Source organism: Enterococcus sp. AZ095b, assembly GCF_051714725.1.
Classification (GTDB): Bacteria; Bacillota; Bacilli; order Lactobacillales; family Enterococcaceae; genus Enterococcus_B; species Enterococcus_B pernyi.
The window spans coordinates 1,239,535-1,260,287 of the sequence record NZ_JBIOSL010000001.1 but is presented as its reverse complement, the minus strand read 5'-3'; the positions used below and the strand labels follow the sequence as shown (position 1 = coordinate 1,260,287).

The following is a 20,753-nucleotide window of genomic DNA, read 5'->3' as shown; positions in this document are numbered from 1 at the left end:
AAAAGTTGTATTTTACCTTTAATTAAGTTTTCGTGTAAAAAAAAGCGAACATTTTTAAACGTTCGCTTTTTTTGATGCTACCTTATTTTTTTGTTTGTAAAATCACAATGATTCTTAACGACTTTTTTCATGGTTACTTGTTGTTGGGCGATTTTGTTGGAAATCTCCCGCCATTTTTTTCGCACGATTCGTCCGGTCAGCGAAAGAGCCTTGCGCTTTCAACTGAGCTACTTGTTGGAGTTTTCGGTCCGTCTGTACATGCTTATCTACATCAACTATTCTCAGTACTCCCGCACCTAAACTACGTACATAATCGATCGCTGACAGCAGTTTAGGAGTATAGTGTGATTTGCTTATTGCTTTTAGATCAGTTAATGCCTGACCACGCTGATAATTCAAACTTTTCAGCGTATGGCTCCCATTAACATACTGCTCTTTCCCGTTGATTTGCGCTCTGGTTTCAAAAAGTTCTCCCTCTTTTTTATTTAAATGGATCAAACTTTCTGCGTAATTCAACATACTTGAATGGAGTGATTCGATCGAATTGATGACGGGGGCTGCAATATGTTCAATAGAATGATGCGACTCCAAACCTCTTTTGAAATCCATGCGAAAATCAGGATTTTCTAAATCTTCACGATGCTGTAATACTTGTTTCGTTAAGGTTTTTAAATCATTTTTCCATTCATTTGATTCTTTATGTAGTACTTTAAACTCAGCTGACAAACGATCTTTACGTGTTTGTAGCGTTTTTTTACTTAGATTTAGATCAACCGATTGCGGAATTTTTGCTTCACCACGAGCGAAAGTTACATCCTGACCAAGGAAGGAAGTGATATTTGAAATCAATTGTTGAAACACCTTGGGATAAAACTGTTCGTTACGTTTTTCAAGCATGAATCTTGCCGAATTTTCCTGATAACCCATTCTTTCGAAAGCCTTGCTTGGTTGATGAAAGCCCGCATGCAATTTTAATCGGATAGATTGGATATGTTTCTCCATTTTTTCCATCCGCATGGCGTTGGCTACCCACATTTCAATCTTATTTTCATAAGAATTGATTGGGTTGATGAGTTTTTTTGCTTGTCTTTCATTTTCGGGAAATTTATTCAATAAGTTATTTTGTTCTTTGATGATCTCATTATATAGTTTTTGTTGTGTTTTATGTAATGTACTAAAATCGGCGTATAAGTATTTTCTCTCATCTTGTAATAGTTTCCTTAACTGTTTATCCATTGATTCTCCTCTTTTCTTCGATACTGTTCATCGTTTTTCTATTTTTGTAAAAACCGACTCTCTTTCTCATAAAAAACAGAGAGTCGGCTAACGATATCTTTTATTTTATGGCAAAATATTGCCAGCAGCACGATACAATTCATACCAATCTTCTCGAGTCATATCGATCATCGATGCTTTCGCGATTTCTTCAATCCTTGTCAGATTCATCGTTCCAGCGATCACCTGCATATTTGCAGGATGACGTAAGATCCACGCCGACGCTAACCCTGTTGGTGTCGTATGATATTTTTCTGCCAGTTCGTTTAACGACTGATTCAATTCTGGGAATTTTTCATTTCCAATGAATACACCTTCAAAGAAGCCATATTGATAAGGCGACCACGCTTGGATCGTCATCTCATGTAAACGAGAATAATCTAGGATACTGCCATCATGGTCAATACTTGCTTGATCCGTCATGTTCACATGGATTCCCTGATCGATCATTTCGGAATGTTTAAGACCAAATTGTAATTGGTTCGCCAGTAATGGCTGGTTCACATATTTTTTCAATAACTCGATCTGCATTGGTTTTTGATTGCTCACACCAAAGAAACGAACCTTGCCAGATCGCTCCAACTCATCAAACGCTTCCGCCACTTCTTCGGGTTCAACGAGCGTGTCTGGACGATGAAGTAACAAGGCATCAACGTATTCCATATCTAATCGACGCAAGCTATCTTCAACCGATTGAATGATGTGTTTTTTTGAGAAATCAAACATCTTTCCTGGTACGATCCCGCATTTCGTTTGGATAAATAATTCATCACGTTTTAGCGAAGTTTTTGCTAACGCTTGAGCAAAAATTGTTTCACAGTCCCCACCACCGTAAATATCCGCATGGTCAAAAAAGTTGATGCCATTTTCAAAAGCTGTTTCAATCACTTTTTCAGGTTGCTCAGAACCATTCAAACGCATACAACCTAAAATGACGGAGGATACGAGCTGGTCGGAAGTCCCTAAACGAATCTTTTTCATCAAATCTCATCCTTTCTTAGCAACTCGATTTTACCATAACCATCATGAAAAGGCTTCAAAAAAAATAAAACTATTTTTCCGTTTCTGCAAAAAATAGTTTTATTTCTTTATGTGACTTTTACTTTTGTACCAAGGCTTTTGAGCCGATATCCGTCCGATAGAATGTACGTTCAGTATTCTTGACTTTTAAAACAGAGTATATTTTTTCTTGCGCTTCTTCGATTGTCTGACCACTCGCTTCCACCAAATAGATCCGTCCCCCTGCACCTACCAGTTCTTTCGCTTGTTCCTCTACCCCCGCATAATAGACGGTCACATCTGGATCAGCTGAAAAATCTGGAAGCAAGGCTCCTTTTTGGTATTTTCCTGGATAGCCTTCTGCCGCAACGACTACACCTAAGCAAACTCCTTCTGTCTCCCATGTTAACTCGACTGCCCTTCCTGTTAATAGGCGGTCAATGATCTCCGCTAGATCACTTTTAAGTCGTGGCAACACAACTTGCGTCTCAGGATCACCAAACCGAGCGTTGAATTCGATTACTTTTGGTCCTTCTGCTGTGGCAATCAGCCCTGCATATAAAATACCAGTAAATGAACACCCTATCTCTTTCATCCCTCGCACTGCTGGTTTCAATACTTTTTCGACAGCCTGATCAACCATGGTTTGAGGGATTTGCGGCACAGGTGTATAAGCGCCCATTCCGCCAGTATTAGGACCTTTATCCCCATTATACGCTCGCTTATGGTCTTGCGAGATCACCATGGGATAAACTTCTTTATCTCGGACAAAAGCAAGTAAAGAGAACTCTTCTCCTGACAAGAACTCTTCCACGACGATTTTCTGCCCACTAGCACCAAACCGATCATTTTCTAGCATCTCTGAAGCGGCTTCGACAGCGGCTTCGAGGGTTTCCGCCACAACGACCCCTTTACCAGCAGCTAATCCGTCTGCTTTGATAACGATCGGTGCGCCTTTTGCTTCAATGTATTCTCTCGCTTCGGCAAAACGGGTAAACGTTTGTGACTCTGCAGTAGGAATACCTTGACGTGCCATCAACTCTTTGGCAAAGCTCTTTGAACCTTCAATTAAGGCTGCAGCTTTTGTTGGGCCAAAAATCGCTAATCCTTCCGCTTGAAAATCATCAACGATCCCATTGAGTAGAGGGATTTCTGGACCAACAAATGTCCAGGCGATCCCTTCAGCTCGAGCAAATTCGATCAATCCTTCATGATCCGTTTCAACAAGATCCACCAAGTGAACCCCATCTTTTTTCATTCCTGCATTTCCAGGTGCGCAATACACAGCTTCAACTAATGGACTAGCTAAAAGTTTTTTGCTTATCGCATGTTCTCGCCCGCCCGAGCCAATCACTAAACACTTCATTTTATCCGCTCCTTCTTAATGTCTAAAATGACGCACGCCGGTAAATACCATTGCGATACCATACTTGTTTGCCATATCGATCGAGGCTTGATCTTTGATACTTCCTCCCGGCTGGATGATTGCTTTGATGCCATGCTTCGCAGCGTATTCGACAGAGTCATCCATTGGGAAGTAAGCATCACTTGCAAGCGCGGCTGTTTCGGCTTTAGCACCAGCTTGTTCGATCGCAAGCTTGACCGAACCCACACGATTCATTTGGCCGGCACCAATACCGAGGGTTTGCTGTTGATTTGCAACGACGATCGCATTTGATTTCACATGTTTGACCGCTTTCCAAGCAAAAGCCATCGCTGCTTGCTCTTCTTTGGTGGGTTGACGATCGGTGACTACGGTCCAACTTTCTGGTTCTTCCATTGCACGATCATCTTGTTGGACCAGTAAACCTCCTAAGACAGAGACCATTTCGTTAGCATTTCCTTCCACATTCGAGAAATCGACTTGCAACAGACGGAGATTTTTCTTCGTTTTCAGTACAGCTAGGGCCTCTTCACTGTAACTAGGAGCGATAATGATTTCTAAAAACAATTGAGTCATTGCTTGTGCACTAACCAAATCGACTTCCCGATTCAATACGATAATGCCGCCAAAGATCGATACTGGATCAGCAGCATAAGCAGCTTCCCACGCAGAGAAAATCGTCTCGCCACTTCCGATCCCACATGGATTCATATGTTTCAACGCAACGACAGTTGGTTCCGTGAACTCTCTCATGATACGTAACGCAGCATCCGCATCACGAATATTATTGAAAGAAAGTTCCTTACCGTGCAATTGTTCCGCACTTACAATCGAATAACTCGTTGGTAAAGCCGCTTGATAAAATGCTGCTTCTTGATGGCTATTCTCGCCATAGCGAAGGTCTTGTTTGCGCGTATAAGTAAGGGTTAGATTCTCAGGATCTTTTTCACCCACAGCTTCTGTGAGATATTGACCAATCAACGCATCATAAGCAGCCGTATGACGAAAAACTTTTGCTGCTAACTTTCTACGTGTCTCAAGGCTCGTGTGACCTTCTTGCTGGATTTCTGCTAAAACGATCGCATAATCAACGGGATCAACGATGGCTGTTACGAAAGCATGATTTTTTGCAGCACTTCGCAACATGCTCGGTCCACCGATATCAATATTTTCGATCGCATCTGCTTCGGTCGTTTCTGGTTTTAAGATCGTTTCCTTGAATGGATAAAGGTTGACACAGACAATATCGATTGGTTGGATGGCTTCTTTTTCCATTGCCTCCATATGGCTTTCACTATCGCGACGCCCTAATAATCCTCCGTGGATTTTTGGATGTAAAGTTTTTACTCGGCCATCCATCATCTCAGGAAAACCAGTCACTTCATCGATAGAAATGGTTTCGATTCCTGCTTCTTCCAAAGCTGTTTTAGTTCCACCTGTGGAAATGATCTCTATATCGGCAGCACGTAGTCCTTTCGCAAAGTCAATGACCCCAGTCTTATCTGAAACACTTATTAACGCTCTTGTCATTTTTTTACATCTCCCATATTTACTATATTTGCAATCACTTCTGGAAAGATCTGATGTTCGATCTGATGGATTTTTTGTTCCAATGTAGCTAATGTATCTTCTTTTTCGATCATCACTTTTTCCTGACGAATGATTGGTCCAGTATCCACCCCACGATCGATATAATGGACAGTCACACCTGTTTCCTTCACGCCTGCTTCAAAAGCATCGCGAATCCCATGAAGACCGGGAAAATTCGGTAATAACGAAGGATGGATATTGATCATTTTATTTTCATAAGTTGACAGTAAGCCTTCACCAACGATTCGCATATAGCCTGCCAGTACGATCAAATCAATCTCTCGGTTTGCTAATTCTTCAAGGATCGCTTGTTCGTACTCCGTTTTGGATGCAAACTCTTTCGGTGAAAAACAGGTGCTCGGAACTTGCGCTTTTTTTGCCCGTTGTAAAACATAGGCATGTGGCTGATCACAAAACAACCACTCGATTGTCGCAGAAAGTCGGTTCTTTTTAAAATAATCGACCAGCGCTTGAAAGTTACTGCCATTTCCTGAAGCAAAGACGGCAATCTTCATTTTTTCCCCTCTGCGATCACGACTTTTTGCTCCTCAAACGGTATGACTTGCCCGATTTGATAGACTTCTTCGCCAGATTTACGGATTTGATCAATGATTTCACTCGCATGTTCAGGAGAAACTGCAATGACCATTCCAATGCCCATGTTAAAGATCTCATACATTTCATGTGCAGGGATCTCACCATACTTTTGCAAACAATCGAAGATCGGTAAAACTGGCCATGTGCCTAGATCGATGCGGGCAGCAACATTTTCTGGCAACATCCGCGGAATATTCTCAATGAACCCGCCACCTGTAATATGTGCGGCACCTTTGATCTTCTCTTTTTTGATTAATGGTAATAAAGTCGAAACATAGATTTTTGTCGGTTCAAGCAACACATCTGCCAAAGAGGTATCCAACCTTTCGATCGTTTCTTCTAATGAAAAACCTTGCTGTTCAAAAAAGATTTTACGAACCAAAGAGTACCCATTGGAATGGATGCCACTAGAAGGCAAACCTAGCAAGATATCACCTGTTGTGATCGATTGACCAGTAATCAATTGCGCTTTTTCCGCAATCCCTACCGCAAAACCTGCCAGATCATAATCGTCCCCTTGATACATACCTGGCATTTCTGCTGTTTCGCCACCGATCAATGCCATGTTTGCTGAAACACAACCAGTAGCAACGCCTGATACGACTTTTTCTAGACGTTCTGGGTCATTTTTACCTGTTGCCAAATAATCTAAAAAGTATAAAGGTTCTGCCCCTTGTGCCAAAATATCATTGACACACATCGCGACACAATCGATACCGATCGTTTCATGGCGATCTGCGGCGATAGCTACAGCTAACTTAGTACCCACACCGTCTGTCCCGGAAACTAAGACAGGTTCTTTTAATTGGAATCCACTAAGGTCAAAGCAGCCACCAAAGCCTCCTAATGCACCCATCACACCGATTCTTTCTGTTTTCTTCACATGTTTTTTGATGCGATCCACGACTTCATACCCCGCTTCTACATCCACACCCGCTTTTGCATAAGCATTACCCATTTGATTACTTGCTCCTTTCATTTGCTCCGTTTAAAAAAAAGATACTTTTTCTTTTAAAGATTCTTGGTATTTTTCTTCGTAGTCATATAGCGGTGTCGGATAATCGCCGTTGAAATAAGCCATACATAACCCTGAATAAGGGGAATCTTTTTGTAGGCCGATTGCTCCAATCAAGCCTTCTTCACTCAAGAAATCCAACGAATCTGCGCCGATACATTCTCTGATCTCTTCGATGGAATGATTCGCTGCGATCAGTTCTTTTCTCGTTTGGATGTCGATCCCGTAAAAACATGGATATTTCAATGGTGGAGATGCAATCCGCACATGGACTTCCTTTGCTCCAGCTTCTTTTAATAGATTGACGATTCTTCGGCTGGTAGTGCCGCGAACGATCGAATCATCGACCATAATGATTTTTTTCCCTTCCACAACGCCCCGAACCGCAGAAAGTTTCATCCGCACACCTTGTTCTCTTAATTCTGGGGTTGGTTGGATGAACGTACGTGCCACATATTGATTTTTCACCAAGCCGATTTCATATGGGATACCACTTGCTTCAGCATAACCACTGGCTGCTGACAACGAAGAATTGGGCACACCAACCACCATATCTGCTTCGATCGGCGCTTCAGCCGCTAAACGTCTCCCCATATTTTTACGTGCTGTATGCACATTGATCCCTGCAATATCAGAATCCGGACGTGCAAAGTAAATATATTCCATGGAACAAATCGCCAATTGAGTATCTGTCGTGTATTGCTCGATCGTATAGCCATCATCATTGATGATCACGATTTCTCCTGGCAAGACATCACGTACAAACCGCGCACCGATCCCTTCCAGCGCACAGGTTTCAGAAGTAATGACATATGCGCCATTTTTCATTTGACCAATGGCTAATGGGCGAAAACCATTAGGGTCTAGTGCCGCAACCATCGCGTCTTCTGTCAGTAATAAGTAAGCAAATCCGCCTTTTACCTCAGCCAAGGCTTCCTTTAATCTGTCTAAAAACGTTTCTTCGTTACTACGACGGATCAAATGCATCAAGATCTCTGTATCTGAATTTGAATGAAAGATGGCACCATCTTTTTCTAAAGACGTCCGTAAAGAGCGAGCATTCGTCAGATTGCCATTATGAGCCAACCCAATCGATTGATCGTAAAATTTGAATAAAAAAGGTTGGATATTATCCACACTGCCATTGCCTGCGGTAGCATAGCGAACGTGACCGATCGCTGCTTGTCCAGATAAAGCTGCTAGTTTTCTTGGATCTTTGAATACCTCTGAAAGAAGCCCAAGATCACGGTGACCATATAATTTCCCATCATCATTTGATACGATGCCAGCACCTTCTTGCCCACGATGCTGCAAACTATGCAAACCAAAGTAAGTGACATTGGCAGCTTGAGGATGTCCCCAAACACCGAACACTCCACATTCTTCATTGATGCTTCTTACTTCATAAGACATTCGATTGCTTCCTCCCAAGACTGTTTCGCCGAAGCGACTGCCAAGTCAACTCTTCCATCATTTGCTTGTATCACCAATTGTTTTTCTTCCGTTACGTGACCAAGAAGTGTCACACGCTCACCAGCTAATGCTTCAAAGGCTTGTTGGTTTTCTTTTGTTACAGATACAATAAAACGCGATTGTGATTCAGAAAACAGATGAGCAGCTGGCAGATCAACTCTCGTTGAAACACCGAAACCATTTGTGAACGCTGATTCCGCAATAGCCACCGCTAACCCACCTTCTGCACAGTCATGCGCACTTTGGATCAATCCAGCTTTGATTGCTTCTAACATCAAGGTTTGGTTTTCTTTTTCGGTAGTTAGATCAAAATGCTCCACCATTCCTTCGATCCTACCTAGCTGCAGCTTTTGTAATTCGCTGCCGTTAAAGTCTGCAAACGTCTGGCCGATCACATAGATCACATCTCCTGCTTGTTTGAACTCTTGGGTAGTGATATGTTCGTGGGCTTCGATCAATCCGACCATACCGATCATCGGCGTTGGATAGATCGCTTGGCCATCTGTCTCGTTATATAGAGAAACATTTCCTGAGATCACAGGTGTTTCCAACATTTCACATGCTTTAGCAATTCCATCAGCTGAGTACGATAACTCCCAGAATACTTCTGGTTTATCTGGAGAACCATAGTTCAAACAATCCGTAATCGCTAAAGGTTGACCACCACTTGCGACAATATTTCTTGCTGCTTCCGCAACAACAATCTGACCACCAATTTCTGGATCTAGATAAATATAACGAGCATTACAGTCTGTCGTCATCGCTAACGCTTTTTTGGTCCCGCGAATACGCAAAACTGCGGCATCACTACCTGGAGCAACCACTGTATTGGTTTGGACACGCGAATCATACGTCTCATAAATCGAACGTTTTGATGCGATCGTCGGTTGCTTCAACAACGCAGTCAATACTTCATTTGGATCAGAGATCACTGGTTGGTATTGACCTAATTCACGGAATTTTGCCATCCGTTCTGGTTCAACCATTTCTTTCTGATAGACAGGCGCATCTTCTGCCAAGGCATCTACCGGAAGATTGGCTACTTCTTTTCCATGATGATACAAACGGTACTGACCATCATCTGTTACTTTTCCAATCGTCACCGCGTCTAGATCGTATTTTTGGAATAGTGCTTGGACACGCGCTTCTGAACCAGCCTTCACACAGATCAACATCCGTTCTTGGGATTCAGATAACATCATTTCATAAGGGGTCATCTGCGATTCACGCTGCGGTACATCGTCCAAGGTCAATACCAAACCAAAGCCTGCTTTTGAGGCCATTTCTGAACTTGATGAAACAAGTCCTGCCGCACCCATATCTTGGATGCCGACAAGAATGTCTGAGTGGTCCAAAATCAATTCCAAACAAGCTTCTAACAATAATTTCTCCATAAAAGGATCGCCCACTTGCACAGCTGAACGTTGTTGTTCTTCTTCCTGACTAAATTCTTCGGAGGCAAATGTCGCACCGTGGATACCATCCCGACCTGTCTTAGCGCCTACATACATGATCGAATTGCCAACACCTGATGCTTGTCCTTTTTGGATATCTTTATGATCGATCAACCCAACACACATGGCATTTACCAATGGATTCCCCTCATAACAAGGATCAAAGGCGATCTCACCACCAACTGTCGGTACGCCAATACAATTACCATACCCTCCAATACCAGCAACAACTTCTTCTAACAGGTATTTTGTACGAGGATTATCTAATTCGCCAAAACGCAGTGAATCAAGTAGAGCAATCGGACGTGCACCCATACTGAAAATATCACGAATAATGCCCCCAACACCTGTTGCTGCGCCTTCATAAGGTTCGACTGCCGAAGGATGATTGTGGCTTTCTGCTTTAAAAACCACTGCTTGTCCGTCTCCAATGTCAACGATCCCCGCGCCTTCACCAGGCCCTTGTAAGACATTCGGCCCACTTGTTGGGAATTTTCTTAAGATCGGCTTGGAGTTTTTGTAAGAACAGTGTTCACTCCACATGACTGAGAACAGACCGGTCTCTGTATAATTAGGCATTCTACCTAAGATGTCTTCTTCGATCATCCGGTATTCTTCATCCGTCAGTCCCCATTGCGTATAAATCTTTTGTTCTTTGATTTCTAATGCAGTTGGCTCCATCATTGTTTTCATTTATGCAGTCACCTTTCCGAAATTCTTCAATAGCGAAGCGAAGAAACGTTTGCCATCTTCTGAGCCAAGTAATGCTTCCATTGCTCGTTCTGGATGGGGCATCATCCCTAACACATTTCCTGCTTTGTTTGTAATCCCTGCAATGTTGGCCACACTGCCGTTGAGATTTTCTCCCTCGTAGGTAAACACGATTTGGTTGTTGTCGATCAGTTCTTGAAGCGTCTCTTCGTCACAAAAATAATTGCCTTCTCCATGGGCCACCGGCAACTGGATCACTTCATTTTTGTCGTACTCTGAAGTAAAGGATGTTTGATTGTTAACTTTCAGTGATGCTGACTTACAGATAAAACGTAATGAATCATTTCTTCTTAATACGCCTGGTAGCAATCCAGCCTCCGTCAACACTTGGAATCCATTACATGTACCAAAAACAGGTTTTCCTTCTTCCGCAAAACGAATCACTTCATCCATGATTGTTGAAAAACGAGCAATCGCTCCACAACGTAAGTAATCGCCGTAAGAAAAGCCGCCAGGGATCAATACTCCGTCATACCCTTCAAGAGAAGATTCGTCATAACGAACATAGTCTGCTTCTGCGCCCATCACATCACGGATCGCCCAAAGCAAGTCCGCATCACAATTCGATCCAGGAAAAACAATCACGGCAAATTTCATGCTAAACTTCCTCCATTTTGTTGATTTCATAACGATACGTTTCCATATTGACATTTGCTAATAAACGATCGCAAATCGCTTCGATCGTTGCTTCTACTTCCTCTTCACTAGCTGAGACTTGGATTTCAAAATACTTCCCGATACGAATATCTTCAATGTTGTCGTAGCCTAAACGATGTACCGCATTTTTAACTGCCTCTCCTTGTGGATCTAATACTGAATCTTTATATGTTACGTACACTTTTACAAAATACATGATTTATTCTCCTTTATTTTCGAGTGATAATTGATTTAAACGATCGAGTACTTCTTGATAGACAGGAATGATGTTGCCGATCTTTCGCCGGTAGACATCCTTATCCATATGTTCCTTAGTGGTAAGATCCCATAAGCGACATGTATCCGGAGAAATTTCATCTGCTAATTCGATCTCGCCAGTCGCAGTACGTCCAAATTCCACTTTAAAATCGACTAATCGTAAATTGATTTTTTTGAATAGTTCTATCAGATGGTCATTGATTTGCAACGCTTGTTTTTTAAGCTCCGCTATCTCTTCAGGCGTTGCTAACTCTAAGAAACCAACGTGGGCATCATTAATGAAGGGATCATCTAGTTCATCTTTTTTGTAATAAAATTCAACGATCGGTGTCGGTAGCACTTGCCCTTCTTCTACTCCTAGGCGTTTTGAAAAACTTCCAGCTGAAATATTTCTGACGACCACTTCTAAGAGAATGATCGACCGTTTTTTAATCAATTGTTCGGTTTTTGACAATTTCTCAATAAAATGATTTTTTATTCCTTGATTCGATAAGTATTCAAAAATAGCACTTGTGATTTGATTGTTCAATTCTGCTTTCCCTTGCATTTGGTCTTTCATTCCACCGTTGAGGGCAGTCACTTGATCTAGATACTCCACCCACAGGACAGTTTCATCATTCGTGTTAAACATTCTTTTTGCTTTTCCTTCATAGAGCAAGTTCTGTTTTTCCATGTCTACGACTCCTTGTTTGTTAACGTTGTATTACCAACACACATTATTTGTTCGTCTTTTCACTTTAAATTTTACCAAGGGTCAGGAATCAAATCAATACAAAAGTGTACATTTGAACCATTAAAAACATTTAATGTTCGTCTTTAGCACTTTTATTAAGAATAGTTGTTCTTCGTTAAGAAGCGTTTACACATTTATTGATTGGTGATATAGTAGATTTAAAGAAAACAGTTAGAGGTTTCAAGGAGGTAACTAAATGGAAGATCCAAGTACGTCTGCCCAACGCTTTTTACTCGATTTATCTGTTGAAGAAAAATCACGCTTATACAATGATCTACTTGCTATCAAAGATGTTGATGCCTGCATGAAGGATCGAAGTTTTTATACATTTAGAAAACTTCGCCGTGCAGCAAAACGACAATCGGAGTGTCGAAAACGAACATTCCATTACTTGACCCAAAACAACCATGAACTAGTGATCAAACAAATCCATGAGCAAAAGTTATTCAAGCATCATTACCGATTGCTCGTGACCTTCGATCAACAAGAATTTGGCTATACATTTGTTGAAACATTATTGAATCTTCTACATTCCCAACATTTCAATTTGGGTCATCAAATGGCTTATGCTTAAACCAAAAAGAACATCCCTCAGAAGTTAGTCTGAAGGATGTTCTTTTTTTCTTGCATTTAAAAAAATAGTTCTAGCTAGTGATTGTTCGTTTTTTTCGATCAGTCGAGAAACATTGTTAACATCTATTCTTACTGAATGGTTTATGCTAAACCGACACGTTCAAAAATGACATCCACATTTTTCATATGGTGGTTGTAATCAAATGCTTCAGCGATTTCTTCTGGTGTCAAAACAGAAGTGATCGCTTCGTCTTCTTCAAGTAAAGGACGGAAGGACACTTGATTATCCCACGCATATGCTGTCTTAGGTTGAACAAGATCATACGCTTCTTCTCTTGTCATCCCTTTATCAATCAATTTCAACATGACACGTTGGCTATAGATCAAGCCAAATGTCGCATCCATGTTACGTTTCATGTTTTCTGGGAATACCGTTAGATTTTTAACGATATTGCCGAAGCGGCTCAACATATAATCAAGTAGGATCGTTGTATCAGGTAGAATGATCCGTTCTGCAGAAGAATGGGAGATATCTCTTTCGTGCCACAACGAAACATTTTCATAAGCGGTAATCATATGCCCACGGATCACTCGCGCTAAGCCAGCCATATTTTCTGAACCGATCGGATTACGTTTATGTGGCATAGCAGATGAGCCTTTTTGTCCTTTAGCAAAAAATTCTTCGACTTCTCGTGTTTCCGATTTTTGAAGTCCACGAATCTCTGTCGCAAAGCGTTCGATACTGGTCGCAATCAATGACATTGTCGCAAAATATTCGGCATGTAGATCACGTGGTAAAACTTGCGTCGATACTTCTTGCGGACGGATGCCTAGTTTTTCGCAGACATATTCTTCAATGAACGGAGGGATATTCGCAAACGTACCAACAGCACCGGAGATTTTCCCTGCTTCTACGCCTTTTGCTGCATGTTCAAAACGTTCGATATTTCGTTTCATCTCAGAATACCAAGTAGCTAATTTAAGACCGAAAGTGGTTGGCTCAGCATGCACACCATGCGTACGTCCCATCATGACTGTATACTTATGCTCTTTGGCTTTTTCACCAATGATCGCTGTGAAACGTTTCAAATCTTCGCGCAAAATGTCATTTGCTTGTTTGATTTGGTAACCATAAGCTGTATCCACCACATCTGTACTTGTTAATCCATAATGAACCCATTTACTTTCGTCACCAAGTGTTTCCGAAACTGCTCGAGTAAAAGCAACGACATCGTGGCGTGTCGATTGCTCAATCTCTAAAATACGAGCGATATCAAAAGACGCGTGTTCACGGATTTTCGCTACATCTTCTTTAGGTATTTCTCCTAATTCTGCCCAAGCTTCATCAGCAAGTATTTCAACTTCTAACCATGCTTGATATTTATTTTGCTCTGTCCAAATATTGCCCATTTCAGGTCGTGTATAACGTTCTAACATCAACTATTCTCCTTTAATCCCAAATATTCGTTTTTTCGATTTCTTTCAATGTCGACTCGATATCTTCTGTCAAAATCGTGATGTGTCCCATCTTACGACCTTTTTTCGCTTGTTTCTTGCCATAGAAATGAAATTTCCAATCTTGTTTTTTCGCAATCAAATTGTAACTTTCTAATAGTTGTTCACCTAAAACGTTGACCATGACGGCATCACTTAACAATGGGACTTTTTTAGGTAAAGGCCAACCGCAAATCCCACGGATATGCGCATCAAATTGTGTCATTCCGCATGCTTCTAAGGTGTAATGTCCTGAATTGTGTGGACGCGGTGCCAATTCATTCACATACAATCCACCAGTCTTCGTCAAAAACATTTCGACGCCCAGTGCACCGGACAAACTCACTGCTTCAGCAATCACTTTAGCAATTCTTTCTGCCTCTTCGATCACATCCGCTGAAACAGTTGCTGGCGCAATCGTTTCATGGAGAATATTATTACAATGGATATTTTCAACAACTGGAAATGTCGTATATTGCCCTTGCCCATTGCCTGCGACCATGATCGATAGTTCTTTTTCAAATGGAATCCAAGCTTCTAATACGCAAGTTCCTTCTCTTAAAAGATCCATCGCAGGAGCTAAGTCCGCTCGACTCTTCAGTACATATTGCCCCTTACCGTCATATCCGCCACGAGTTGTTTTCAAGACACAAGGATAACCGATACCATCGATTGCATCTTGGATATCTGTGGGACTGACGATCGTTGCATGTGGAGCGATCACGATATTATTTGTTTCTAAAAATGATTTTTCTAGTAGACGATCTTGCGTGATCGCCAACAAATCTGTTCCTTGAGGAATAAATGACATCGGCAAAATCGCATTCAGTGCTTCCACACTCACATTCTCAAATTCGTAGGTGATAACCTCAGTTCGTCTTGCAAGTTCTTCTAGAGCAAACGTATCATCGTAGGAACTTTCAATGTGCCAGTCCGCTACTTGAGCAGCCGGACAATCATTCATCGGATCAAGCACACCGACTTTGAATCCCATCTCTTTTGCACTGATCGCCATCATGCGACCTAACTGTCCACCACCGACGATTCCGATCGTCGAGCCTGGTAATAATGGTTTAACCAAGTTGATCACTACTTTCTATTACAGATTCAACCGACATTGCGCGTCGTTTCGCTAATGCAGCCTCCAACTCTAAATCATACATTGAAAGCATCTGTATCGCAAGTAGACCGGCATTAATTGCGCCTGCTTTTCCAATCGCTGTCGTCGCCACAGGCACGCCGCCTGGCATTTGGACAATGGATAGCAAAGAATCCAATCCGTTCAATGTTCGACTTTGAACAGGAACACCAATAACCGGTAATGTCGTCTTTGCAGCAACCATCCCTGGTAAATGAGCTGCTCCTCCCGCACCTGCAATAATCACTTTTATACCTTTTTCTCGAGCTTCTTCTGCATACGAAAACATCAAATCTGGTGTTCGATGTGCTGAAACTACTTTCTTTTCAAAAGAAACGCCAAATTCTTCAATAATCTCACACGCATGTTTCATTGTCTCCCAATCCGAGATGCTCCCCATTATTACAGAAATTTTTGCAGCCATTCGTTTCTCCTCTCGATTCGTATTCACTTATATTTTATCAATCGCCCCTCTGTAAATCAAGATAAATTCGAATGAAAAATAGATAAAAAGGTTTATTGTTCGTCTTTAACAAATCAACTCTTGCTTGTTGAAATCAAGTTTTTTCTGGTCCAAATCATTTGTTTTTTTTTAAGGATATAACACTTTTTCTTCATGTATCCAAAATGCAGAGAGAATCTGTTCATGAATTTGCTACAATTAAAAAATTCGTCTGGGACATTCGTCTTCTCGCACCACCTAAAATCGAATAAACGGCAGGTACAAAAGTAAACTCTTCGAAAATAAGGCACCCTCCACAAAAATTTGAAAAACAAATTTCGTGGATGGCGCCTTATCTCTCTAAGCTAAAAAGGTCTCTACCTTATTCAGTTACTAGCTATGATTTATAAAAGTAATCTACATCATTACTTCAATGCTTCTTTAATGATTCTCTCGTCTTGTTTTAGTCCGTTAAAAACTAAGTTCAACACAATTGCTGTGATACTGCTCATAACGATCCCATTTCCTGTGAACATTTGAACTGTTTCAGGTAACTGGCTGAATAATTCGGGCATCAAATTGAAGCCTAAACCAAAACCAATCGACACTGCAGCAATCAATAAATTTTTGTCATTTGTAAAATCTACTTCTAATAACATCCGAATTCCTTGGATCGCCACCATTCCAAACATGACCAACATCCCGCCACCAAGGACTGGTTCAGGTATGATTTGAGCCACTGCGCCGATTTTAGGGAATAAGCCCAAGATGATCAAAAAGAAAGCGGAAAAGTAAATGGGTTTTCTTGTTTTGATTCCTGAAAGTTGTACCAACCCAACATTTTGCGAAAATCCTGTATAAGGAAATGTGTTAAAGATACCACCTAAGATGACGGCTAACCCCTCTGCTCGATAACCTTTTTTCAACTGCTCTTCCCCGACTTTTTTTCCAGTGATATCTCCTAAGGCAAAATAGACGCCTGTTGATTCTACCATACTTACCATTGAAATGATGATCATCAATAAGATCGACCAGATTTCAAATGTCGGTTTTCCAAAGTAAAAAGGTTGCGGTACGTGAAAAACAGGGGCTTGTCCAATTGCTCCTAGATCGATTCTACCTAAAAAGGCAGCTAAGATACTTCCACCGATCAAACCGATCAAAACCGCAATGGATCGAATGAACCCTTTGCCTAATAATTGCACACCAACGATCAGTAGGATCGTGACAAACGCTAATAATAAATTCGTCAGATCACCAAAGCCTGGAGCAGTTGCACTGCCGCCACCCATTTTTTCGATGGCTACTGGAATCAACGTCAAGCCAATCACTGTAATCACTGTTCCAGTAACAATCGGCGGAAATAGTTTTTTGATCTTTGAAAAGAAACCAGCAACTAGCACAACAAAAATCCCTGACGCGATGATCGAGCCATAGATCGCACCGACACCTTCTGTGCTACCGATCAAAATCAACGGCGCAACTGCTTGGATCGCACAACCTAAAACAACTGGTAAACCGATCCCGAAAAAGCGATTGACAGTTAATTGCAAGAGCGTCGCTAATCCACACATGAAAATATCGATTGAGATAAGATAAGTCATTTGTTCTTGATTAAATCCTAACCCCGTACCAATCAATAACGGTACAGCGACTGCTCCCGCATACATCGCTAATAAATGCTGTAACCCTAAGACAGCTGCTTTTCCATTTTGAGTTTCTTTCTCCACGCTTACGCATCCTCCTCAAGAAAATCTACTTGACCATCAGAAAGTGATGCTACGCGGGCAAGTGAGACCACTTTTAAGCCCATTTCTTCAAGAAGTTGACGACCGTCTTGGAAGGATTTTTCAATGACGATCCCGATTCCCTCAACACTCGTACCTGCTTGTTGGCACAATTCGATCAAACCTTTTGCCGCCTGACCATTCGCTAAAAAGTCATCAATGATCAATACTTTATCTTCAGAAGACAAGAATTTACGAGAAATCGATATCGTGCTTGTTACTTGTTTCGTAAATGAATAAACGGATGCCGTCAATAATTCTTCATCCATCGTCAAACTTTTGGCTTTTCTTGCAAAGATCATTGGTACACCGAGCTCTTTAGCCGCAAATAAAGCAGGGGCGATACCAGAAGCTTCAATTGTCACCACTTTAGTGATTCCTTGTTCTTTAAATACTTCCGCAAAACGTTGGCCCATTTGTTCCATCAACACTGGATCTACCTGATGGGTAACAAAACTATCTACTTTCAACACGCCTTCACCCAAGACTTGTCCATCTTTATTGATACGTTCAACTAATTCTCTCACTTTATTTACTCCTTTTCTTGCTAAATTCATGCCACTCAAAATAGAAAAAAACATCTCTACTGCTCATGTATAAGCAAAAAAGATGTTTCACTACTTTTTCACTTATAGTCCAACATTTACGGTGCTGGCTAGAAACTGTCATCCTTATTATGACGATATATAAGTTGTTCGATATTCGATTGATAAATGATATTTTTAGAAACAAAATATTTTAATTTTTAAACGATGAAAACAGTCTAACACTTGTTTCTGAAACTTACAACTATATTTCTTGTTTTTCTCATGAAGGATTTATCTTTAGATTAGACTTGATAAACCTCATAGTTTCATCCTAACAAACAAAATAGTATTTATGAAATGAAGCAACCAATCCCATAAAGGAAAAGGTTGCTAAAGCCAAGTTTATATCGATAACTATTATCTATGGTTGGTTGAATGATATTTATTTTCGTTTGGTACTCAATTGGTTTTCTCGATTTTTCGATACTTGTCCATTTTACGACTGAATAACTCTCCGCTACTAGGTGGTGTGTAGGTGATTGCATTGGCGCCAGCTTCAATCGTTTCTTTGATGCTTTCTTCCGTGGGACCTCCAGTCGCAATAATCGGTAATTCTGGGTACTTTTCTCGGAAAAAGCGAACAGTGTCTGCTGTATCTTTTCCCGCACTGATATTGATGATCGTAATGCCTGCTGCCAATTTTTCGTCGATTTCCGAGTATTTAGACGTGACTGTACTGATTACCGGTATATCAACCACTTGACAGACATCATGGACAGTCTCTACTGGTGTTGGACCATTCAAGACTACGCCTAATGATCCTTGTGCTTCTGCAAAAAGGCTCATATATGCCGAACGCATCCCTTGTGTCAAGCCACCACCGACACCTGAAAATACAGGGATATCCGCTGCTTCAATGATGCTTTTCGTAATCGCCGGATGGGGTGTAAAAGGATAAACTGCGATCACTGCATTTGCATTGGTGTTTCTGATGATCGCAATATCCGTGGTGAAGATAATCGAACGTATCAACTTGCCAAAAATTTTAATACCACTTGCTTCCATAATGACCTCTGGGACTCTCACGATATCCTTACGTAATTCTGTCATTATTTCTGGAACAAATAAATCTGCCATCCGTCCACTTCCGTTCTTTCCTGATTATTGATCGTATTGATTTAACTGGTAAGTTTCAATCACATGTATGATTTTATCAGCATATGTCGGATCTGTCGCATATCCTGCCGCCTGTAACGCATGAGCTGCTTCAATATAATTGGTCGCAGTGATCACATTCGCATACAATGCTGGATTCCAATCGACACCATTGACAAATAAAGCTGTGTGGTCATCCATTGATTGTTTCCACGAAGAATAGACTCGAAAGTCTCCTTGGATGGTGATCCATTCTTCATTGATATATTCTTTTGTTTCCAGATTGACTTTTTCTTCGTTCCCAAACGCTTTGATACCGAACAAGTTCTTATATTTACTGGCAAGCGTACTATTGCCCCAATCAGATTCAAGGATGGCTTGCCCAATAATGATACTTGGCAAAACGCCATAGCCTTGTTGTAGTTCTTTCGCATGTGGAACTAATGCGTTGATAAATTCCTGATGAGTCAGTGTTTCTTGTTGCTGTGCTTCCGTAGAGTAGGGCGATGACAAACTTCTCAAAGAAAAAACAAAAGCCATCATGATCAACATACTCCCTAAAACTACAGCAAACCAGCGATTATTTTTACGCCTTTGTTTTTTCCATTTGTTTTTTGCCATCTCTTATTCCTACTTTTCTTTTAGTTGGTCCAAGTACTCCTCCATCGTTAAATCGTTTGATGTGATATATTCTGCACTTTCTTTGCCTACATAACGCAGGTGCCAAGGTTCGTAAGTGATTTTTGTAATATCTTCTCGACCTTTTGGATAACGGATGATAAAGCCATATTTAGAGGCATTGTCCGCAAGCCATTTCGCACCTGGTTCGTCACCATATTTTTCATCCAATACAGTATTGGGATAATTGTTGTACCATGTTTCATCGACCACATCCACAGCTAAACCTGTATGGTGTTCACTGTAACCCGGTTCTGTCATAGTTTTTTTCGTAATCGCGGTCGCCTCTTCTTCAGTGACTCCCTGACTACTCATCACCTGTTGGACATTTTGAGCGAACACCTCTTGTTGTGTCGCAACTGAGCGATAAGCCGATACCATAACTAAAGGAAAGCCCGCAGCTTTAGCTGCGTTAGCCAGTTCTTCATAATCAGCTTTAATACGTTTGTCGATCAGATAGCCATTATCTAGCGCAGCCAATTGGTTGGCTTCATCGATTTCTGTCTCGATTTTATGATCAGGTCCTACCAATACTAGCGACCAATCATCCAACTTAACATCTGGCAAATCACTAGAGGTTGCTTTTTTTGTTGCTTTTTCTGTACTTTCTTCTGTCGCACTCGTCGTATTTGTTTGTTCTGTCTTTGAATTATCAGCTTGAGCTTTCGTATCCGTCCGACTCTCACTAACAACCAGATAGCCCATCGCAACAATCATAATCACGACTGAGATAACGCCTAAAATTTTATTCAC

At 41.2% G+C, this 20,753-nt stretch carries 20 protein-coding genes and 1 riboswitch; of the genes, 1 reads left to right on the top strand and 19 read right to left on the bottom strand.

Annotated elements, in window-relative coordinates; translation table 11 throughout:
• Positions 1-114: 114 nt before the first annotated feature.
• From IGJ99_RS06060 to purC, 11 genes are all read right to left on the bottom strand, one after another.
• Entirely contained in the window at positions 115-1,236 is a 1,122-nt protein-coding gene (locus IGJ99_RS06060; RefSeq protein ID WP_409173874.1) for a hypothetical protein, read from the bottom strand.
• A 105-nt stretch (positions 1,237-1,341) separates the two neighbouring features.
• Entirely contained in the window at positions 1,342-2,256 is a 915-nt protein-coding gene (locus IGJ99_RS06055) for an aldo/keto reductase (RefSeq protein WP_153830393.1), read from the bottom strand.
• A gap of 118 nt (positions 2,257-2,374) precedes the next feature.
• Positions 2,375-3,640 (bottom strand): phosphoribosylamine--glycine ligase, encoded by a 1,266-nt coding sequence (gene purD / locus IGJ99_RS06050; protein ID WP_409173873.1) that lies wholly within the window; start codon positions 3,638-3,640, stop codon positions 2,375-2,377.
• 15 nt (positions 3,641-3,655) lie between these two features.
• Positions 3,656-5,188 (bottom strand): bifunctional phosphoribosylaminoimidazolecarboxamide formyltransferase/IMP cyclohydrolase, encoded by a 1,533-nt coding sequence (gene purH, locus IGJ99_RS06045; protein WP_438770678.1) that lies wholly within the window; start codon positions 5,186-5,188, stop codon positions 3,656-3,658.
• Positions 5,185-5,763 carry a phosphoribosylglycinamide formyltransferase gene (gene purN / locus IGJ99_RS06040; protein ID WP_023519518.1) on the bottom strand — a complete coding sequence of 193 codons (579 nt, stop codon included), beginning with the start codon at positions 5,761-5,763 and terminating at the stop codon, positions 5,185-5,187. The genes purH and purN overlap by 4 nt, the downstream gene beginning before the upstream one ends.
• Positions 5,760-6,803, bottom strand: coding sequence for a phosphoribosylformylglycinamidine cyclo-ligase (gene purM / locus IGJ99_RS06035; RefSeq protein WP_438770917.1), 1,044 nt, complete (start codon positions 6,801-6,803; stop codon positions 5,760-5,762). Before purM ends, purN begins: the two co-directional genes overlap by 4 nt.
• A gap of 30 nt (positions 6,804-6,833) precedes the next feature.
• Complete coding sequence (purF, locus tag IGJ99_RS06030) at positions 6,834-8,273, bottom strand: amidophosphoribosyltransferase (protein ID WP_010735680.1); 1,440 nt, start codon at positions 8,271-8,273, stop codon at positions 6,834-6,836.
• Entirely contained in the window at positions 8,258-10,480 is a 2,223-nt protein-coding gene (gene purL, locus IGJ99_RS06025; RefSeq protein WP_438770677.1) for a phosphoribosylformylglycinamidine synthase subunit PurL, read from the bottom strand. Before purL ends, purF begins: the two co-directional genes overlap by 16 nt.
• The gene (gene purQ, locus IGJ99_RS06020) at positions 10,481-11,155 is read right to left on the bottom strand and encodes a phosphoribosylformylglycinamidine synthase subunit PurQ (RefSeq protein ID WP_023519515.1); all 675 of its coding nucleotides are present in this window, start codon (positions 11,153-11,155) and stop codon (positions 10,481-10,483) included.
• 1 nt (position 11,156) lies between these two features.
• Complete coding sequence (purS, locus tag IGJ99_RS06015) at positions 11,157-11,411, bottom strand: phosphoribosylformylglycinamidine synthase subunit PurS (protein WP_010735683.1); 255 nt, start codon at positions 11,409-11,411, stop codon at positions 11,157-11,159.
• Between the two features lie 3 nt (positions 11,412-11,414).
• Complete coding sequence (gene purC, locus IGJ99_RS06010) at positions 11,415-12,146, bottom strand: phosphoribosylaminoimidazolesuccinocarboxamide synthase (protein ID WP_010735684.1); 732 nt, start codon at positions 12,144-12,146, stop codon at positions 11,415-11,417.
• 256 nt (positions 12,147-12,402) lie between these two features.
• On the opposite strand from purC, the gene IGJ99_RS06005 reads away from it, so the two are divergent.
• Complete coding sequence (locus IGJ99_RS06005) at positions 12,403-12,780, top strand: hypothetical protein (protein ID WP_010735685.1); 378 nt, start codon at positions 12,403-12,405, stop codon at positions 12,778-12,780.
• 140 nt (positions 12,781-12,920) lie between these two features.
• Here the strand turns inward: IGJ99_RS06005 and purB are convergent, their stop codons facing one another.
• The 8 genes from purB to IGJ99_RS05965 all read right to left on the bottom strand — a co-directional run bounded on the left by purB (position 12,921) and on the right by IGJ99_RS05965 (position 20,753).
• A complete protein-coding gene (gene purB, locus IGJ99_RS06000) occupies positions 12,921-14,216 on the bottom strand; it encodes an adenylosuccinate lyase (RefSeq protein WP_010735686.1) in 1,296 nt (431 codons plus the stop codon).
• A gap of 13 nt (positions 14,217-14,229) precedes the next feature.
• Positions 14,230-15,354: a 5-(carboxyamino)imidazole ribonucleotide synthase gene (gene purK, locus IGJ99_RS05995; RefSeq protein ID WP_010735687.1), complete on the bottom strand. Its 1,125-nt coding sequence runs from the start codon at positions 15,352-15,354 to the stop codon at positions 14,230-14,232.
• Entirely contained in the window at positions 15,347-15,835 is a 489-nt protein-coding gene (gene purE, locus IGJ99_RS05990) for a 5-(carboxyamino)imidazole ribonucleotide mutase (protein ID WP_010735688.1), read from the bottom strand. The genes purK and purE overlap by 8 nt, the downstream gene beginning before the upstream one ends.
• A gap of 443 nt (positions 15,836-16,278) precedes the next feature.
• The gene (locus IGJ99_RS05985; RefSeq protein WP_019723457.1) at positions 16,279-17,583 is read right to left on the bottom strand and encodes a nucleobase:cation symporter-2 family protein; all 1,305 of its coding nucleotides are present in this window, start codon (positions 17,581-17,583) and stop codon (positions 16,279-16,281) included.
• Positions 17,584-17,585: 2 nt separating this feature from the next.
• On the bottom strand, positions 17,586-18,167 hold the full coding sequence (locus IGJ99_RS05980; protein WP_438747887.1) for a xanthine phosphoribosyltransferase: 582 nt from the start codon (positions 18,165-18,167) through the stop codon (positions 17,586-17,588).
• Positions 18,168-18,252: 85 nt separating this feature from the next.
• A riboswitch (purine riboswitch) is annotated at positions 18,253-18,350 on the bottom strand.
• Between the two features lie 276 nt (positions 18,351-18,626).
• Complete coding sequence (locus IGJ99_RS05975) at positions 18,627-19,304, bottom strand: hypothetical protein (RefSeq protein WP_010735691.1); 678 nt, start codon at positions 19,302-19,304, stop codon at positions 18,627-18,629.
• Between the two features lie 24 nt (positions 19,305-19,328).
• Positions 19,329-19,943, bottom strand: coding sequence for a glycoside hydrolase family 73 protein (locus IGJ99_RS05970; protein ID WP_023519513.1), 615 nt, complete (start codon positions 19,941-19,943; stop codon positions 19,329-19,331).
• A 9-nt stretch (positions 19,944-19,952) separates the two neighbouring features.
• Positions 19,953-20,753 (bottom strand): M15 family metallopeptidase, encoded by an 801-nt coding sequence (locus IGJ99_RS05965; RefSeq protein WP_019723460.1) that lies wholly within the window; start codon positions 20,751-20,753, stop codon positions 19,953-19,955.

Coding starts and splice junctions, on each gene's coding strand:
- IGJ99_RS06060 (WP_409173874.1), bottom strand. CDS start 1,236: ATGGATAAACAGTTAAGGAAACTATTACAAGATGAGAGAAAATACTTA.
- IGJ99_RS06055 (WP_153830393.1), bottom strand. CDS start 2,256: ATGAAAAAGATTCGTTTAGGGACTTCCGACCAGCTCGTATCCTCCGTC.
- purD (WP_409173873.1), bottom strand. CDS start 3,640: ATGAAGTGTTTAGTGATTGGCTCGGGCGGGCGAGAACATGCGATAAGC.
- purH (WP_438770678.1), bottom strand. CDS start 5,188: ATGACAAGAGCGTTAATAAGTGTTTCAGATAAGACTGGGGTCATTGAC.
- purN (WP_023519518.1), bottom strand. CDS start 5,763: ATGAAGATTGCCGTCTTTGCTTCAGGAAATGGCAGTAACTTTCAAGCG.
- purM (WP_438770917.1), bottom strand. CDS start 6,803: ATGGGTAATGCTTATGCAAAAGCGGGTGTGGATGTAGAAGCGGGGTAT.
- purF (WP_010735680.1), bottom strand. CDS start 8,273: ATGTCTTATGAAGTAAGAAGCATCAATGAAGAATGTGGAGTGTTCGGT.
- purL (WP_438770677.1), bottom strand. CDS start 10,480: ATGAAAACAATGATGGAGCCAACTGCATTAGAAATCAAAGAACAAAAG.
- purQ (WP_023519515.1), bottom strand. CDS start 11,155: ATGAAATTTGCCGTGATTGTTTTTCCTGGATCGAATTGTGATGCGGAC.
- purS (WP_010735683.1), bottom strand. CDS start 11,411: ATGTATTTTGTAAAAGTGTACGTAACATATAAAGATTCAGTATTAGAT.
- purC (WP_010735684.1), bottom strand. CDS start 12,146: ATGGAAAAACAGAACTTGCTCTATGAAGGAAAAGCAAAAAGAATGTTT.
- IGJ99_RS06005 (WP_010735685.1), top strand. CDS start 12,403: ATGGAAGATCCAAGTACGTCTGCCCAACGCTTTTTACTCGATTTATCT.
- purB (WP_010735686.1), bottom strand. CDS start 14,216: ATGTTAGAACGTTATACACGACCTGAAATGGGCAATATTTGGACAGAG.
- purE (WP_010735688.1), bottom strand. CDS start 15,835: ATGGCTGCAAAAATTTCTGTAATAATGGGGAGCATCTCGGATTGGGAG.
- IGJ99_RS05975 (WP_010735691.1), bottom strand. CDS start 19,304: ATGGCAGATTTATTTGTTCCAGAAATAATGACAGAATTACGTAAGGAT.
- IGJ99_RS05970 (WP_023519513.1), bottom strand. CDS start 19,943: ATGGCAAAAAACAAATGGAAAAAACAAAGGCGTAAAAATAATCGCTGG.